At 44.2% G+C, this 16544-nt stretch carries 20 protein-coding genes; 9 read left to right on the top strand and 11 right to left on the bottom strand.

Annotated elements, in window-relative coordinates:
- Position 1 precedes the first annotated feature (1 nt).
- Together FLK61_RS02730 and FLK61_RS02725 are read right to left on the bottom strand one after the other, a co-directional pair.
- A complete protein-coding gene (locus tag FLK61_RS02730) occupies positions 2–808 on the bottom strand; it encodes a kanamycin nucleotidyltransferase C-terminal domain-containing protein (protein ID WP_176008004.1) in 807 nt (268 codons plus the stop codon).
- 40 nt (positions 809–848) lie between these two features.
- Positions 849–1490 carry a uracil-DNA glycosylase gene (locus FLK61_RS02725; protein WP_176008003.1) on the bottom strand — a complete coding sequence of 214 codons (642 nt, stop codon included), beginning with the start codon at positions 1488–1490 and terminating at the stop codon, positions 849–851.
- Positions 1491–1593: 103 nt separating this feature from the next.
- Between FLK61_RS02725 and FLK61_RS02720 the strand changes: the two genes are divergently transcribed.
- The 3 genes from FLK61_RS02720 to FLK61_RS19980 are packed head-to-tail and all read left to right on the top strand — an operon-like array spanning position 1594 to position 3900.
- Entirely contained in the window at positions 1594–2052 is a 459-nt protein-coding gene (locus tag FLK61_RS02720) for a MarR family winged helix-turn-helix transcriptional regulator (RefSeq protein WP_176008002.1), read from the top strand.
- Complete coding sequence (locus tag FLK61_RS02715) at positions 2036–3445, top strand: dihydrolipoyl dehydrogenase family protein (protein WP_217706304.1); 1410 nt, start codon at positions 2036–2038, stop codon at positions 3443–3445. The genes FLK61_RS02720 and FLK61_RS02715 overlap by 17 nt, the downstream gene beginning before the upstream one ends.
- Before the next feature lie 2 nt (positions 3446–3447).
- Positions 3448–3900, top strand: coding sequence for a DUF1499 domain-containing protein (locus FLK61_RS19980; RefSeq protein WP_249777663.1), 453 nt, complete (start codon positions 3448–3450; stop codon positions 3898–3900).
- 196 nt (positions 3901–4096) lie between these two features.
- On the opposite strand, the gene FLK61_RS02710 is transcribed toward FLK61_RS19980, so the two are convergent.
- The 4 genes from FLK61_RS02710 to FLK61_RS02695 form a co-directional block, all read right to left on the bottom strand.
- Positions 4097–6037: a sensor domain-containing protein gene (locus tag FLK61_RS02710; protein WP_176008001.1), complete on the bottom strand. Its 1941-nt coding sequence runs from the start codon at positions 6035–6037 to the stop codon at positions 4097–4099.
- 125 nt (positions 6038–6162) lie between these two features.
- On the bottom strand, positions 6163–7410 hold the full coding sequence (locus tag FLK61_RS02705) for an MFS transporter (RefSeq protein ID WP_176008000.1): 1248 nt from the start codon (positions 7408–7410) through the stop codon (positions 6163–6165).
- Positions 7411–7515: 105 nt separating this feature from the next.
- A complete protein-coding gene (locus FLK61_RS02700; protein ID WP_283811878.1) occupies positions 7516–8160 on the bottom strand; it encodes a response regulator in 645 nt (214 codons plus the stop codon).
- The gene (locus tag FLK61_RS02695; RefSeq protein WP_176007999.1) at positions 8135–9277 is read right to left on the bottom strand and encodes a GAF domain-containing sensor histidine kinase; all 1143 of its coding nucleotides are present in this window, start codon (positions 9275–9277) and stop codon (positions 8135–8137) included. Before FLK61_RS02695 ends, FLK61_RS02700 begins: the two co-directional genes overlap by 26 nt.
- Positions 9278–9415: 138 nt before the next feature.
- On the opposite strand from FLK61_RS02695, the gene FLK61_RS02690 reads away from it, so the two are divergent.
- Together FLK61_RS02690 and FLK61_RS02685 are read left to right on the top strand one after the other, a co-directional pair.
- A complete protein-coding gene (locus FLK61_RS02690) occupies positions 9416–10144 on the top strand; it encodes a DUF421 domain-containing protein (protein ID WP_249777662.1) in 729 nt (242 codons plus the stop codon).
- Positions 10145–10159: 15 nt separating this feature from the next.
- Positions 10160–10528: a DUF4363 family protein gene (locus FLK61_RS02685; protein WP_176007998.1), complete on the top strand. Its 369-nt coding sequence runs from the start codon at positions 10160–10162 to the stop codon at positions 10526–10528.
- A 2-nt stretch (positions 10529–10530) separates the two neighbouring features.
- On the opposite strand, the gene FLK61_RS02680 is transcribed toward FLK61_RS02685, so the two are convergent.
- Together FLK61_RS02680 and FLK61_RS02675 are read right to left on the bottom strand one after the other, a co-directional pair.
- Positions 10531–11817, bottom strand: a complete 1287-nt coding sequence (locus tag FLK61_RS02680; RefSeq protein ID WP_176007997.1) for a DUF2254 domain-containing protein — start codon at positions 11815–11817, stop codon at positions 10531–10533.
- Positions 11818–11975: 158 nt separating this feature from the next.
- Entirely contained in the window at positions 11976–12146 is a 171-nt protein-coding gene (locus tag FLK61_RS02675; RefSeq protein ID WP_176007996.1) for a hypothetical protein, read from the bottom strand.
- 120 nt (positions 12147–12266) lie between these two features.
- On the opposite strand from FLK61_RS02675, the gene FLK61_RS02670 reads away from it, so the two are divergent.
- Positions 12267–12623 (top strand): PadR family transcriptional regulator, encoded by a 357-nt coding sequence (locus tag FLK61_RS02670; RefSeq protein WP_176007995.1) that lies wholly within the window; start codon positions 12267–12269, stop codon positions 12621–12623.
- A complete protein-coding gene (locus tag FLK61_RS02665) occupies positions 12601–13197 on the top strand; it encodes an HAAS signaling domain-containing protein (protein ID WP_176007994.1) in 597 nt (198 codons plus the stop codon). The genes FLK61_RS02670 and FLK61_RS02665 overlap by 23 nt, the downstream gene beginning before the upstream one ends.
- A gap of 311 nt (positions 13198–13508) precedes the next feature.
- Here FLK61_RS02665 and FLK61_RS02660 read toward each other — a convergent pair whose 3' ends face one another.
- Entirely contained in the window at positions 13509–13961 is a 453-nt protein-coding gene (locus FLK61_RS02660) for a GNAT family N-acetyltransferase (protein WP_176011111.1), read from the bottom strand.
- Between the two features lie 99 nt (positions 13962–14060).
- Here FLK61_RS02660 and FLK61_RS02655 point away from each other — a divergent pair, with 99 nt between their 5' ends.
- Together FLK61_RS02655 and FLK61_RS02650 are read left to right on the top strand one after the other, a co-directional pair.
- A complete protein-coding gene (locus FLK61_RS02655) occupies positions 14061–14993 on the top strand; it encodes an AEC family transporter (protein ID WP_176007993.1) in 933 nt (310 codons plus the stop codon).
- Between the two features lie 34 nt (positions 14994–15027).
- Positions 15028–15186, top strand: a complete 159-nt coding sequence (locus FLK61_RS02650) for a hypothetical protein (RefSeq protein ID WP_176007992.1) — start codon at positions 15028–15030, stop codon at positions 15184–15186.
- A gap of 341 nt (positions 15187–15527) precedes the next feature.
- Here the strand turns inward: FLK61_RS02650 and FLK61_RS02645 are convergent, their stop codons facing one another.
- Together FLK61_RS02645 and FLK61_RS02640 are read right to left on the bottom strand one after the other, a co-directional pair.
- Positions 15528–16064: a tubby C-terminal domain-like protein gene (locus FLK61_RS02645; RefSeq protein WP_176007991.1), complete on the bottom strand. Its 537-nt coding sequence runs from the start codon at positions 16062–16064 to the stop codon at positions 15528–15530.
- A gap of 263 nt (positions 16065–16327) precedes the next feature.
- Positions 16328–16504: a CsbD family protein gene (locus tag FLK61_RS02640; protein WP_176007990.1), complete on the bottom strand. Its 177-nt coding sequence runs from the start codon at positions 16502–16504 to the stop codon at positions 16328–16330.
- Positions 16505–16544 lie beyond the last annotated feature (40 nt).

Below are 16544 nucleotides of genomic sequence, written 5' to 3'. Positions count from 1 at the left end.
TCTAGCTTTCTCCTTTTGTTTGTATTGAAGGGAGCGTTAGTACGTCCTCCGTATACGTAATACCTTGCTCACTTATCCATTTTTGCAGGCCTTCCCACAAGTTTTTACAAGCTAAGTAAACAGCTTGTTTATCTGCCATATCGCCACTTAAATAGCTCGTTACAAGTTCATCAAATCCTTTTGGTACGTTCGACATACTAGTAGCATCTCTTAGCATTGTAGCTCTTGAAGGATAGTATGTTTCATTGGCTAGACCAATTAGCTTTGCCGTTTGCCAGAGTAAATCGTGTGCTGCCATAATGACATAATCCTGATTTCCAAGATCCCAATTTGTATAAAGCTTAGCAATTGTCTCGCACGGTTCCCAGATAAAAAATTCTCGCATGACAGCCAGTTTTTGCTCTGACAGTCTCTTAAACGGCATCTTCTTTAGGTTCTTAAAATAATCAGTAGGATCATACAATGGACGCACATCAACATAAGACCCTGCCTTCACCGACCAAGCATCTGAGATAATACTCGCTTCTTTTAAAAAGGACGTTTCCTGTCTCATGGATAGCTCTATTTTATAGGGTGGATAAACTCCTTCTACTGCCGGGATTTCTACCTCATCTCTCGCTACTACATGCATCTCGATATCAGAGTAGCCTCCATCACGTCCGGTAGCAAGTGATCCGTAGAGCCCAATAGCTACGATAGCATCGCCATATGTATCTTGCACGCGTTGAGCTAGTTCTTGTGCTCGCTGCAACTTAGCTTCTCGAGTTGTTTCTTGCGGGTAATTCAGTTTAATCGTCTCCTTCTTCATTTATATAAGTAAATTCTAATCCGCCCTACATGACCTTACCTTAAAAGACCCCCTTAACAAGCTCCCGAATCACCTCTGCGTCCTCCGCAATCCTCCCTTCTAACTTACGATTGTAAAAGATGCTCGCTGGGTGGAAGGTCGGTAGCACGCGGTAAGATCGCTCCGTCCACTCGTAGCCGTCTCTCGCCGCATTTAACCGTTGCACCGGCCCTGTCAAAAGCTCCCCATGACAATCTGTTATCTTATATCCCGGACCTAAAAGTCGAGCCAATCCAACATTCCCTAACGTTACGATAAATGGTGCATCTACACGCGCAAGCTCCTCGTCTAATAGAGCGGCATGAGCCAGTACTTCGCGCTTTGTCGGTGTGCGGTTGTAGCGCTTCTTTATCCATACTCCGTCCCGTCCCTTCTTATCACGCACACGGAATGGTCTGCTACGCACCGCCGCCGTTATGTACACATCCTCTCTAGTTACTCCTATCTTCTTTAGAAACATCATTAATTCCTTCCCGGCGCGACCAGTAAATGGCTTCCCCTCATGGATTTCCGTTTCGCCTGGCGCTTCTCCTATTAACATAAACGCTGGTTTGTCAGGACCTTCGCCAAAAACGAAGCCTTCTAAATCAAAGCTAGCCGCCCGTCTTTTTGCCTCTTTTGCTAAAGCCTCTCTATCTTGCATGAAACATCCCTCCAGTGTATTCGTTGACTTTCTATTTTCTATCCAGTAAGCTTAAATTAATTGAACTCAATTAAATTTAATACAATCGAAAGAGGTGATCGTAATGGCTCATCTAGAGCACATGAAGCTGGAGAATCAAATGTGCTTCCCTCTCTATGCGCTATCGCGAGAGGTGATCAAGGCGTATAAGCCACTTTTAGAGCCTCATGGACTCACGTATACCCAATATATTGCCATGTTAGTCCTGTGGGAGGAAGAGACGATTCGCTTCAAAGACTTAGGTAAAAGGCTTCATCTTGATTCAGGCACGCTCACACCCCTGATTCGTAATTTAGAAAAGTCGGAGCTTGTGCACAAATATCGTAATCCGGAAGATGATCGTACAGTCACGGTAGAATTATCCGAAAAAGGGTATGCATTAAAAGACAGGCTACAACACGTGCCTATTCAGATTCTTGATCAGTTTGACGGCAACAAAGAAGATCTCGTAGCACTAAAGCAGCTACTTGATGCGATGCTTGCTCATTCAGAAGGAGGAGACATACATGACAAAAAAGTATGATGTAGCTGTAATTGGAGCTGGTGCAGGCGGACTCACCGCTGCGTATACGGCAAATGGATTCGGTAAAAAGGTTGTCCTTATAGATAAATCGAAGCCCGGCGGCGAATGTACGTGGTCAGGCTGTATTCCAAGTAAAGGCATGATTAATCAGGCGAAGGAAGCGCATCACGCACGACGTTTTATTCAAGAGCTTTCTATTGATACTGCTTCTGTTATGGAGGAAATTCGTGACGTTATGGAGACTGTCTACGAAGGAGAAACGCCCGAAGTCTTAGAGGACGCTGGCATTGATTATTTACAGGGTCATGCAATAGTAAAGGGTTCCGGTCGTCTAGAAGTCGACGGCGAGCCAATTGAAGCTAAGTTCATTTTCCTAGCGACTGGATCAAAGCCACTTGTTCCACCGATTGATGGATTAGATAACGTGCCTTATTTAACAAACGAAACGTTATTCCAAGAAGAAGACCTTCCTAAAAGCATGCTCATTCTAGGTGGCGGTAATATCGGTGTCGAGATGGCGCAGGCGTTAAATCGCCTCGGCGTAAAAGTCACGTTAGTCGAAATGGGTCCTCGTATTTTAGGTCGCGATGAAGAAGAGCTTACTGCGAAGCTTTGTGATCATCTCCACAGTGAAGGTATCCGTATTCTGGTTGGCACAAAGGCTGTCAAAGCTGATTACGCGGACGGACAGGTTCACCTCACATGCGAAGAGGATAACGAGAGCTTTGTCCTAAAAGGCGATAAACTGCTTTTAGCTCTTGGTCGCAAGCCAACAGTGAGCGGTCTCGGCCTTGCAGAGAGCGGCGTTGAGGTTAATAAAAAAGGAATTGTCGTGAATGATTATTTAGAGACGACGCTAAAAAACGTGTACGCGATTGGCGATGTAGTTGGACCGTACCAGCTGTCTCACATGGCGAATGCGCAGGGTATTCGGGCGGTGCAAAATGCGCTGTTGCCGTTTAAGCGTAAGATGTCGTACAAGCATGTGACATGGGCGACGTACACGGATCCAGAGATTGCACGCTCGGGGATGTCCGAGGAGGAGGCGCGCGAGAAGCACGGCGATTCGATTCGCGTGTACCGCCATGACTACGATCATTTGGATCGTGCGTTAACGAAAAAAGGTTCGTTTGGTCGCGTAAAGATTATTTTAGACAAAAAAGGGTATATCTTAGGTGCATCGGTTTTAGGGGATCGCGCTGGCGAGATTATTGCTCAGATCCAGACGGCGAAGACGCTCAAGATCAAGTTTGGAGCACTGTCAAAGGTGATCCATCCTTACCCAACCTACAGCGAGATCTTGGTTAAAATGGCGAAGAAGGCGTATGTTGACGGGATCTTTGCTAATCCGATTGTTAAATTTGCTCTTTCATTTAGGAAAAAGGGGGAATAAGTATGTACATTATTATTTTAGTTGCTTTAGCTGCTCTCGCCGGTTTTGGTGGGGCTACGATGGCCAAGCAGAATAACAGTAAGCCTGGTGGTTTAGGTGTGAGGGACGGTAAGCTGTCTCCAGTACCGAAGACTCCGAACGCAGTTTCTACACAAACGGACGATGAGAAGAAGCGAGTAGAACCACTTCCGTTTAAAGGGGACCTTGCGGAATCGAAGGCGCGAATTGAGCGTATTTTAGATGACATGGGTACGGTCTTAGTGGAACGCAATCAGCCTGACTATATCCATGCGATCGACAAGTCGAAGACGATGAAGTTTAAGGATGACTTAGAGTTCTTTTTCCACGAAGAAAAGCAGCACATTGATTTGCGCTTCGCTTCGAGAGTAGGACAGTCCGACTTCGGGGTTAATAAGAAGCGGTATGAGTCTATTAAAAACGCTTATCTAGGTTAAGTTGATAGATAGGTGCAGATTGGACTGGCCAGGCGCAGAAGATAGATGCGCCTGGTTTTTTTGCGTAAGGTTCATTCTTTCCCCATACGGTTCATTCTTCTCGAACAAAGTTCAATCCCCTCCTAAAAGGTTCACCCCTTTCCCATAAAAACAAGCCACCCGCACTAACTCTCGCGGGTGGCTACATACAGCTGAATTATTGATGATGGAGCTCCATCAAAACAAGTGAAAGATCATTACATGTTAAAGGTTTATAGTAATAATACCCTTGGACATCATAGCAGCCGTGCTCTTGAAGACGTAAACATTGCTCTTCTGTCTCAACGCCTTCTGCTATCACTTCTAAATGGAGGTTGCGCGCAAGACCAATAATCGAGATCAACACAGACTCTACTCCGAGGTCCACGCCAAGAGGATCAATAAAGCTCTTATCAATTTTCAATTTATCTATTGGAAATCTATTTAAGTAGGACAGCATGGAGTAGCCAGTCCCAAAATCGTCGATAGCAAAACGCAGACCTCGCTCTCGTAAAATAGATAAGTGCTTTAAAATATCCTTGTCTGAGAAGAGCTGGACACTTTCGGTTAGTTCAAGCTCGATTTTTTCAAAAGGGACCTCTGCCTCTCTTATAGACCCCACAAGAAAATCAATAAAACTTCTACTAGTCAGTAGCCGAGATGAGATGTTAAAACTAATTGTGCCATTGTACCTGTGATTATTTCTTAACCGCTTGAATTCGGCAAGACAAACGGTGATTTGATTACGTGTGACGCCTTCTATAACCCCGTTTGCTTCCGCTATTGGAATAAACGTATTCGGTGGAATTGGTCCTAGTACAGGATGATTCCATCTTGTAAGGACTTCCATCCCGATAATTTCATGCGTGCGACTATCAACCTGTGGCTGATAATGGTAGGAGAGCTCCTCATTTAAGATGGCATTGCGCAGCTCTTGCGCTAGCATGATCTCTCTATTAATTGCCTCGTGCATGTCACGGTCATAACACATGACATACGAGGCATCCTTTTTCTTCGCCTCTTCCATCGCGACCGCTGCTTTATCTAAAAGCGTATCCGGCTCTTTCCCATCTATAGGAAAGATGCTCGCTCCAATACTTGGATCGACATAAATAGCAGGTAATCCTTCAATTACAAAAGGCTTACTAAAAAGCTCAATTAACGTTTCGCCAAAAGAGGATAAAGTTGGTTCTCCGTGAATACCCTGATAAATGACTGCGAAATCGTCGCCACTTAAATGACAAACAGTACCTGAGTGAATCTCAACTTTTAAACGACGGCCAATTTCTTTAATGAGCAGATCGCCTACCTCATGTCCATAGAGGTCGTTGATAGAACGGAACTGGATTAAATTAATGTAGTAGATGACAAACGGTTCCTTATCAGCAATCGATATATCCATAAACTGATAGAGTCGGCGTCTGTTTGGGAGCCCTGTTAAAAAGTCCGTATGAGCGGCGTTCCATAAGGATACTTCGAGCTCTTTTTTCTCATTAATATTGTGGAAATATACCGATAGTCCTCCAGTTCGATTAGGAATAACCTGTACGTCAAACCATGTGTCGAGTGGTTCATAATAATCTTCAAACGTGACAGGCTCCATATTCTCTATAGCGAATTTAAAATGATCGTATACATTCGTCTCCCTGGAGGAGGGGAACTCCTCCCACACGACTTTCCCAATTAACTGCTGCGGCTCTCTCTCAAGCATTTTTCCTGCTTTCGTATTCATATAGGCAAATCGGTATTCATTATCTAGCGAATAGAATGCTCCGACCATACTTTCAATGATGCTATGTGTCGTTTCTGCTAGTATAGAGCTTGTTGAATCCGCTTTTAGCATACAGATAAAGAGATCCTCTTCGAGAAATGTAATAGTAAGTCTGAATGATTGCTCATGTTCGTCATAAAGCTCTAATTCCCGATCGACATAGCCATACCGATGCACACTTTCTACTAGCCACATATGATTTTCTTTATTAAAATATAGTACTTCACCGAAATGGAAAAACGCACCATCCAATTCCTTCCAGTGACGATTACGTTGAACAAGCTCACCAGTTGCACGAACAATAATGACCGGATCTGAACACACTTCAAGAAATCTGGAAGTCAGCATGGCACACCATCCTTTTTTCCTCATTCTATTCCTACATTTTCCTAAACACAAGCTATATCTATCAATAAAAGAAATAGAAGTACAGGATCGATGCCCACATAATCTATTTATATTGGTTCTTTTTACTACGCTTTCTTTAAAGCGATAAATGGTGTGGTCCGTTTCGTTTGGAGTTTTCCGTATATAAAAGTGATAGTACCCGATGACACAACTAGTAGTGCGACTAACAAATAAAAACTAACCAATACCTGTTCTCCAGCAACGAGCTGCGTAAAGAATGTTAATAACATAATCCGAATTGCCAATCCGCACGTTCGAAATACACTGTCTACACGACCAATTCGATCGTTTGGCACGTGATGCATCATAAAGGAGTTACGCGCAACGCGAATACCAGCGTTACCTATGGCATAAAAAACAATCCCTACAAAAAAGACAATCGGATGGATCACGAAGACAAACATACAAACAACTCCTGTGTACATCCAGGTTAATATCATAATGAGAGAGTGATGCTCCCATTTTCTTAAGCAAATAGGCAATAAAATCCCGGCTAAAACGGCACCTATTCCGTACGTAAACGACTTTATCCCATGAGCCGCTGCACCAAGCGCTAGAATGTCATCTATGTAGATTGGGAAGAGGTAGTTTGTTACCATGACGCCAATGAAGGGCATAAAGGAACAGAGTAAAAAGACAAATAAGATGGGGCGTTGCTTCAAGAATTCCAGTCCTTCATTGCGAAACCGCAGACTTACTCCATTCGGTCCAGGAGGGCGCTGCTTGAGGGAATGCGTGTAAGGTAAAAAGAGAAGGATGCCGATGCTGAGTAAATAAGCGATCGCATTGATGCTTAATAAATAGGTAAACGGCAAGATAGGCATAAGTATCGCCGCTAATACCCCAGCCAAAACCGCTGCTGTTTGACCTTGAATTTCCATGAGTCCATTGACTGTTTTATATTGCTCCGGCTCAAATAGCTCTTGGTTAAGAGCGAACATCGTCGGATAAAACAGATGGTAGTAAAAGGAGGCGACAATAAATAAGACGGATAGTTGCCACACTGCTGTCGAACCGCCGCCAGCATTACCTCCGCCTAGCGCAAAAAATGCCGTGATGATACAAGCTCCCGTCATACTGACAAGTAAGATACGCTTACGGGAATGCTTATCGATTAAGGATCCAACGAGCGGAGTCGTTATGAATAACCCAATCGTCACCGCGATCGTCATATAGCCAAATGAAACTGCCCCGCCCTCCTTTTGAAGAAACATAAAGGGAATGGCGATCATAATCATGCCTGAGCCAATAGATGCACATATATTACTTAATAAAATAATTGGTAGCTTTCGGTCCTTAAATAGTTGATTCATCTCTTTCACAGCCTCTCTTATGTCGTACATTAATCGTACAAGAGAGACTGGCGTGACTAAACAGGCAGGAGGATGAATTCCACCTACACCTTTTAAACGAGTGGTCTACGACTTTTGATGTAGCTCCTCCTTATGCTCAATTGCTAGCAGTGCCGCTTGCGTCCTATCCTTTACTTCTAATTTAGATAAGATATGAGAGACATGCGTTTTCACCGTCTTTTCTGAAATAGAGAGGGTGAGAGCAATCTCTCGATTCGATCTCCCGCAGGAAATCTCAGCAAGTACGTCACGCTCTCTTTTGGTGAGCTCTTTTAATGGGCTCTCCTGACTCGGGCGGGTTAACCGCTTCAACACATGACTCGTTACCCTTGGGTGAATGACGCGCTCCCCTCTATGTACTCGGTAAATCGTATCGACAAGCTCTTCTGGCTCCACATCCTTGAGCTGATAGCCCGCGACACCTGCCTCAATAGCCTCTAAAACCTGGAGCTGGTCCTCAAAGCTTGTGAGCATGATGACCTGCGTGTGTGGCGCTTCACTCCTTATCCTCTTTGCCGCTTCAATTCCTGATAGACGCGGCATCCGAAGATCCATGAGGACGATATCAGGCTTTGCTTCAGCAACAACTGCTACTGCCTCTTCCCCATCTACTGCCTCGCCAACGATTTCAATATCTCCATAGCCTGCGAGAAAAAATTTCAAGCCATCTCGCACCATCTTGTGATCATCTGCTAATACGACTCGAATCACCTGTCGTCTCCCCCTTCCGTTTTGCTAGCACAACCTCTATGCGCGTCCCTTCTCGTGAGGAAACAATGGTAAAGTCTCCTCCAATGGAGAGGGCTCTCTCCTTCATACTTATAAGTCCGATGGAGGACGTTGTAGCCTTAGATACATCAAAGCCTTGTCCTTCATCTTGAATCATAACGTGAACCTTGTCGCCAAGCTGTACTACACGTATACAGGCTTCTTCTACACGCGCATGTTTTTTCACATTATTTAACGCCTCTTGACCGATACGAAGAAGAACAGATTCCTCTCGCTTGGATAATACGCCCTCTTCTATCTCCACGTCCACCTGTAGCCCAATTCGCTCCGCATAGTGAGCTAACTGATGACGTAAATTATGCTCTGCTTCGTTCTGCGAATGCCAGCCATAAACGAGCTGCTTCATTTCTACAGAAGCCTGTTTAGCAATTGTCTGCAAGTGTTCGACAATCTCTTTAGCCTTCTCATCCTTCACATGAGATAAGGCACCTTTTGCCGTTAGGGACAGCGAAAATAATAGCTGTTGCACAGAGTCATGCAAGTCAGCAGCCAAATGTCGCTTTTGGTCCTGCAGTGCCTTTGCTACCTGCTGCTCAGTAAGCTGAATTCGCCTAACGGCAGTCCCCATTTGATAGCAAACGGCCTGCAGGACCTCTAGCTCTTCTTGTGAAAAAGAATCCCGTTCACGTGACGCAATATTTAAGAGTCCGATCGTATCTGGACCTGCTTTTAGAGGGACAGAGGCATGATACGTCAACCCGTTCGTCTCCTCCAAAGACGCCTTTGCATCCTCTAACCGTTTACATTCCATCACATTGACTGCATCCGTTAGAAAGCCTTTACGCTCCTTCGACAAGCAATGGCAGTCTCCCCCGCACATTCGCTCTTTGTGATTGGATAACAGCGCTTCAGGTAAGCCCTGATCCGCGACCAATTGATGCCTACCTAGCTCATCAAACAGAAAGATCCACCCTGCATCACCGTCAATTAGCTGTAGCAAGCTGTTTAGCATGTCATGCAGCATCTCTTGAATGTCCGTCCCAGCATTTCCCGATTCTGCGATCGTTTTTAATAGCTGTAATGATCGTATTTGCTCCATGCTCACTCTCCCCCTACAATTTTCCATCTTAATCCTAGCACATCTAAACCTCAGCTTCTAGGTTAGGATGGTACCCACGCGTATATAAGAACGCTTCGTTGCAAATAGTAAGCTATATCTGACGGAGGAGGTATGGTGATGCAGGAGGCACTGGTAACGTTAGTTCGTGCAATTATCACCTTTTTTACGATTCTTTTGTATGCTCGCCTCATCGGTAAACAACTGATTCGTAATTTTACGATGTTTGATTACATTAACGGCATCACGATTGGATCTATTGCGGCAACGCTTGCGACAGACATTTCGTCTAAAGCATTCGTTCATTGGATCGCGTTAACCGTCTTCCTCGTCCTCACGATTTTGCTCCAAGTGATCGGCCTTAAAAATAGATATTTATCAAAAGTATTAGATTCGGAGCCTGTCGTCCTAATGGATAAGGGGCAAATTCTTGAATCAAATTTGGAAAAGGTGCGTATTACGAAGGATGAATTCATGCAGCAGCTTCGGAGTAAAAGCATCTTTTCTCCCGACGAGGTCCAAACAGCTATATTAGAGCCAGACGGCTCGGTGTCGGTGCTACAAAAATTCGCTTTTCAACCTGCAGAAAAAGGAGATGTAAAAGCAAAGCCGAAGCGAGTGATGATCACGACTGAGCTGATTATGGATGGGAATGTCATCAAGCAAAACCTCGAGCAGCGGAATAAAACGGAGAAGTGGTTACAAAAAAAGCTTCGTGAGAAAGGTATTACGGATATGAAGCAGGTAGCCTATGCGGCAATCTTGCCCAACGATTCCCTGTATGTCGATGTGTTTGACGATAAGGGAGTCGACGATGTCAACATCAGCGACTACGAAGGACCGTATTAACCAGGAGGTATCTGTATGAACACGCGTAAAATCCTACTTTATCTTATTCCCACAGCATTTGTGATCATAAGTCTTGTGATCATGACGAGCGGCAGCTGGCTCAAGCACTCCTTCACCGACAGCGATGATGTGTCAGGCTACCTCTCTGCTACATCATCCTTTGTTGTGAGCGAGGAGTGGTCAGAGGCTGTTCGCAACGCCGAGCAACTTGACTCAGCCTGGCACGAGGTGTTAGCTCGCATTCAATATAGCGTCGAACGCGACGACCTTGCGACTATTACCGAAACAATTGCGAGAGTGCAAGGAGCAATCGCAGCAGAGGATCGCGCCTCTGCTATGATTGAAATAAGTCTGTTGGAACGTTTGTGGGAGGACGTTGGCTAGTATTATTTATTGAAGGAAAGAAGCTCTTCCTGCTTGGAAATGATGCGCTGTTTATCAAAGCTGTGAAAGTCTCGGTCCTTCAAAAAGGACTCCAAGTACTCTTTGATCCCAAACACATGCTGAAGACGCTCTGCTTCACTCGTCTCTGCAACCGCAATCAGGGAATCATAAAGTCCTAGTACGACAGAGATGTCTTCATGCCCGTAAGTCGTCAACTGATAATATGTTTTGTATAAGAAGTCCTTAAAAGGTAGCTGACTGATCATAATACGCGGCTGATTCGTTTTGGGTTCCTGATAGTAATAATCCTCCACGTACGTCGTTGTTAAACGGGACATGGCGGTGCCAAGATGATTAAAGCAGTTAATGGCCGTATTAGGGTCGTTTAGGCTTGGTGAGATAGCTCGAAGTGCGATCTCGACTAAGAGCGTCGTTCCGAAAACTAGATCTTGTTCACTGCTACGATCTTTTCCGATTAAAAAAAATCGTTCAAGCTTGAATTCCTCGTCAGTCTCTTCGTTTGCATAAATAGTTGCAATCGGACGATTCTGACTAACAAAATCACCAGGATGCTGATGAAGCTCAATCAATATATCCTTTTCACAGGCAAGCTTAAACATCGCATCGTAATCAACGAGTCGAATATAGCCAAAAGAGCTGCAATATTGCATGCTTGTTGTTTGATAAGTTGGCTCCGGTACCGCTTTTTGTGCAACAAGACGTTCATCTGTCTCTATCATGTTTTCAAATTTATTGATCTGTTTTATTAGATCTTTTGTTAAATCTTCTATTAGACTAGATACCTGTAAATACGTAGCTACGTGATGAATGAAGAACGCAAACACACCAATCGCAATCACGGACAGCAACACACCGAACGCTGGCGAGAAGACGCGCTCGTTTACGAGCTCCACCTGTAAAAGTAGTAAGCTAATAATGGCATAGAAAAATGCCCCCATAAATACCCCTAACACATGTAATGTTCGCTTGTCTGTCATGAAGTTTTTAAGGACTCTAGGACTGTATTGCGACGAGTATGTAGATAAGACTATCATGATTGTCGAAAACGTGATCGTCGTCATTGTAAGAAGCGCACCTGCGATTACGCCTAAAATATCCTTTGCCAGATCGTATTCATTAAGGAGTACCTCTGGCACTGAGGCATAAATATCACCTGGTTGATAATAATCCACTAAAAAAAGAGTGATGGATAAGACCGCTGCCACTAAACAATATAGGGCTGGGAAAAACCACACTCTTTCTTTCATATTAAGCAAAAATCCTTTCATCTACGCACCTGCTTTCTCTATCTATGATGTACTAGTAGTATCTATACCCTCTTAGCAAGCGCGATGAATCCTAAAATAAGTCCCATGATTAAAAGTAGTCCAAGCACCATTACTCCTACTCCAACTAAACTAAAGTTTGTTAGCATCTCATTCCCCTCCTACTCATCAGAACGTTCGATCTGCCTAATCCGCTCCTCAAGCTTATCTATTTCTCGTTGATAATCTCCCTGAATCCGTTTCTCTTGAGCGATGAGCTGGCGATCCACAAAAATTTGCATAATGACAATACTAACAGCAACAGTCGTTCCAAACAAAAAGATGAGTTCCATCGTATCTCCTCCTACATAATTATAGCTTAATTGTATTCGTTATCCATCTTTTTCCCTGTTTCCTTACAAAAATAACGAGAGATTGTTGCCTTATATATCGCATTACTATATACTAATTATATGGAAAATAATTCGACGTGGCACACGCAGTTTTCGAAAGGCATATTAGAGCTTACGATTCTTGTTATCCTCAAAAAACGTCCGATGTATGGCTATGAGATCACGCAAAGTATTAGGCAGGATGGGGTTCTCCACGTTGGGAACGGATCCATTTATCCCATCCTTCGCAGGCTAGTGGAGCAGGAATGGATTTCGGCCTATGAGGAGGAGCACGCCGGTCGTACGCGTAAGTATTATCAACTAACAAAAGACGGACAAACACAGCTAACGGCAAGGCTCACGTATACAAAGGAGCTTATGCACATGCTGACACGATTAGATGAGGAAGGAGCAGATGATGCAGTTTCAGACAATTAAAGGATACATGGAGGAGCTCCGGCGCGAGCTGCGCTTTATCGACGCTAAAAAGAAGGAGGGTATTTTACGAGACGTAGAAGAAGAGCTTCAGGATATTGCAGAGGAAGAAGATAGCGAGGAACGAGCGGTACAAAGCTACACGCCACCAAAGCAACTAGCGCGTAAGCTGACGGAGGAGCAGAATGCGGAAGCTGACGATCGAGCTTCTGGATTTGGATTTCGGATCTCTAGCTTTGTGACTGTGTATTTCCTAGCGCAACTATTCATCGGTATCTTTCAAGGCTTTCGAGATACGATGATCATGTCGGCGGTGGCTGCCGTCATCGGATTTGCATTTTTAACCTTCCGCTATCGTCATCATATGACTCCTATTCGAGTCCGTGAGCTACGTTACTTCCCGATTACGTTCCTCGCTCTTTTCGGAGTTGGTACAGTGACGTATATCGTTCGAGCCGTGTTTATGGAAAACGCGCAAGTCTATACGCTCTTTTATATGCTCCTATCTATCGCTTGTTTTCTCTACTTTGTCTACTTCCGATGGTTGAGGAACCAGGCTTTAAGGAAGCCCTTGTAAGAGGAACGGTCGCACCGAATGAGGGGCGACCGTTTTTTGTGTTGGAGGGTGAGCCGAGTTCGGCGCTTACTTTTTGTACATGTGTTCAACTTCTTCGTGTATTTGGCAAAGTGTGTTCAACTTCTCGTGAAATGTGTTCAACTTCTTCTCAAATTCAGCAAAGTGTGTTCACGTTCTCGAGAAGTGCGTTTAACTTCCTCTCCAACGTCCACCAGGAGCAGACAATCCACTTTAAATGGACACCAAATTGCTCAAGTGCCAATCACCAAAGTGCCTCACGTCTCCACACTTTTTTCTACCATCAAAAAGGTTTAAATATCCCTCACCAGCATCACCATATCCCGCGCCTGGATGCCATGCTCCACGATCGGCTCGGGGTATGCGTCAAAAAATCCGTGCTTGATTGCGTGCATTCTAAAGCCCACTTTTTGATAAAAAATCAAGTTGTCGATGCTCGAATTCGCGGTTCCGACGAGCATCTGCGCTACTCCCGCAGGTGCATAGTGCTCACACAAATAGTCGATCATCCTGCGACCGTAGCCGTGGCCGCGCGCATCTGGCGTAAGTGCAATATTTTTGATCTCTTTTGTATCGGGGTTCTCCGTCGGTACAACGAGTGCCACTCCGATCACCTGTTCATTCGGATTCACTACTTCAAACAGATCCCCTTCATGAAGGTACTCTCGCACAATCAATTCGCTCTCGTCCGCTTCTACTAAGAGAGGAACCAGGCGCTCTCGGTCGTCGCGGTCCACTTTCGTCATTCTCACAATAATTAGCTCCTTTGTTTAGTGATATTTTTGCCTATCGCCATACACGCGCCAGCCTTACTCATGCTAAGCTAGTAGCAAGAGGTGAGCGCAATGGACGTGTTAACGGTTTTAACCGCTGTCGGCGTAATGGGGATGATTGTCGCGATCGGTGTGTTCTTTTCGTGGAAGGTCCCCGTGAGTAAAGATTCTAAGCAAGTACTTGTTTTTATTGTACTAAATATTGCCGTGCCGTTTGTGATTTTAAACGGTGTTTTTAATAGTGATGTGACCGATGACCTGTTACGTCAAGTCGGCATCGTTTTTGTATTATCGATTGTTTTACATAGTGGCTTTATTTTTATCGCTCTCATACTCGGTAGGCTCGCAGGATTTAACTCGACATTAGCCAAGCAATTAAGCCTCCTTGCAGCCATCGGTAATACCGGCTTCATCGGTATTCCACTCGCAGCAACGATCTTCGGTCCAATCGGTGGGCTACTCGCGGCTGTTTTTGATGCTGGACTCGATTTTGTGATGTTTTCCGTCGGCCTATTTTTGCTTCAATCGGGGAGGAAATTTCATGTATCTCAACTGAAAACATTAATCAATCTTCCGCTCATTGCAGTAGTAGTCGGTATCAGCTCCGCGTTTCTTGGCTTCCAAGCACCAGCAGCACTTCAGCAACTGTCTCAGCTATTAGCTGGACTCGCAGCCCCGATGGCGATGCTCTACATTGGCATTTTGATGCAACAGCTCATTGCTAAAAATGGCTTCGGACTCTATAAGCAAATCTGGTTTCCGACGATACTTCGGTTGTTCGTGTTCCCGCTTCTAGCAATGCCGATTATCGCCTTGATTCCGGCAGATAATCTCGTCAAAAACATCGTCGCCCTTTCGATCAGCATGCCAACCTTCATGCTCGCATCTATCCTTTACGCAAGGTACACCGACGCCGAGGACAAAGCTGTCATGACCATCTGCTTCACGACCGCGCTATGCCTTGTAACCATCCCATTCATGGCATTCGTGTGGAGTTTTTACTAATCTCTTGGACAGAAAATAGGCTTGGAGTGCTGATATGTTGAAGCTCTGGGTAGAACTGTGTGGCATCTGGAGTCGTTTTCCTTGGTTTATAGACCTATATCAAGTTGCTGACGCAAATGAAGAACGATTTGAGGAACACCTCTGCCAAAGTGATGCAAACACAACCTCACTTGATGCATACCAAGGTGTTTGACGCATACGTCTGCCAGATTGACGCAATGAATCCTTAGTTTGATTCAAACAAGATGCGGTTTGATGCATGCGGACCCTAGTTTGAAGCAAGGCAGTTTGACCTGACGCAAACGAGTGCTGAAGTGACGCACCTTCTTTTTGATTTGATGCAAACAGCCATTAAAGTGAAGCAGACGCCCCTTCATGTGATGCATACCAAATTTGCCAGATGCATACGAGGACACAGCTGATGCACGTCACCTTCAATTTGATGCAAATGCCTTTCAAACTGATGCATACGGATCCTCACTTGATGCAAACCAAATTTCCTGGCGCATTTGTAGGTGTATCTCCACATATTAATTACGATTTTTTACTACTATGCTTTGCATCTCCAGGAAACCCACACCAAAAGAAATGAATGATTCCATAAAACAAAATAGGCATGCTTTCCCCTAAAAACGAGTCGTTTATTTCTCCTTCATAAGTTCTCTTCACGTAGGTTGTTCGATAGGTTTCCCCTACTTCTTCCCTTTCTGAATTCAAGATCTTACCTTTCCTAGAGAAAGTACCTTTTATAGAGAATGTTGGGCAACCTTCTATATCAATTTCGATTTCGTGAGCTTGAAACAAATTATCACTATTTCTTATACTTCCAATAGTTTGCTCGCCTTTTTTCACTTCCCATTCTCCACCTTTTAGCATAGTGAACGAATTCTGGATAATACGATAGTGATTGTCCTCTGCATCATGTATATGTAAATTAACATCGTAATGTGGCGTTCTTGTCTGTGGATTTGTAAAGAATCTACTAATGGAACCTATATATTCTCCATTTTCATGTACATCGAATGGTTTATCAGATTTTGCAACCGTTGGTGCTGTAAATTCAAAGATCATACCTATCTCTCCCCTTTTACGTGATAAATAAAGAAAATCCTAGTCCATAACCGCATAGATTAACACTTGTTTTAGAAATCACATTCGATACTCCCTTCCAAATAAATGTTAGATTCTACTATTCACCGTATCATCCATTCATAAACGCCCTCGCTAAAACTAACACCTACACTTTTCACAAGATACATCTTTAATAAATGTAACGTTTATTACTTTCCAATTAAAAAAGGCCAGCCCCAATGGACTGACCTCTGCAGTAAACATTATTTATTCTTCACGTCGCCGACTTTGTCTTGAACGTTGCCTTTCGCCTTATCTTTCTTACCTTCAGCTTGTAGCTTTTTATTATCAGTAGCGTTACCGAACTGATCCTTGGCTTCGCCCTTTACTTTATTTACTGCGCCTTTAATTTTGTCTCCTAAACCTTTGTTCTCTGCCATGTGTGATTCCCCTTTTCTTTATAAGAGTGTGTACATGACT

It is taken from the genome of Paenalkalicoccus suaedae (assembly GCF_006965545.2).
GTDB classification, from domain to species: Bacteria; Bacillota; Bacilli; order Bacillales; family Salisediminibacteriaceae; genus Paenalkalicoccus; species Paenalkalicoccus suaedae.
Note: the sequence above shows the minus strand (reverse complement) of the source record. Positions and strands in the feature narration are given on the sequence as shown.